The following is a 305-nucleotide window of genomic DNA, read 5'->3' as shown; positions in this document are numbered from 1 at the left end:
GCAAGCTGACCGCTTTCTACGATGACAACGGCATCTCCATCGACGGCCACGTCGAGGGCTGGTTCACCGACGACACCGCCAAGCGCTTTGAAGCCTACGGCTGGCACGTGGTGCGCGGCGTCGACGGCCACGACAGCGACGCCATCAAGGCGGCGATTGAAGAAGCCCGTCGCGTTACCGACAAACCGTCGCTGCTGATGTGCAAAACCGTGATTGGCTTCGGTTCGCCGAACAAGGCCGGCACCCACGATTCCCACGGCGCACCGCTGGGCGAGGCCGAAGTGGCCGCCACCCGCGAACAGCTG

1 pseudogene is annotated in these 305 nt (G+C 64.9%); it reads left to right on the top strand.

Features of this window, described 5'->3' with window-relative positions:
• A pseudogene (locus AC2AXP_RS22745) lies at positions 1 to 305 on the top strand (transketolase); the annotation flags it as partial.

The sequence above is a fragment of the Serratia sp. Sp408 genome, from assembly GCF_057180665.1.
The sequence above is the reverse complement of the archived record's forward strand: the minus strand, read 5'-3'. Positions and strand labels throughout refer to the sequence as shown.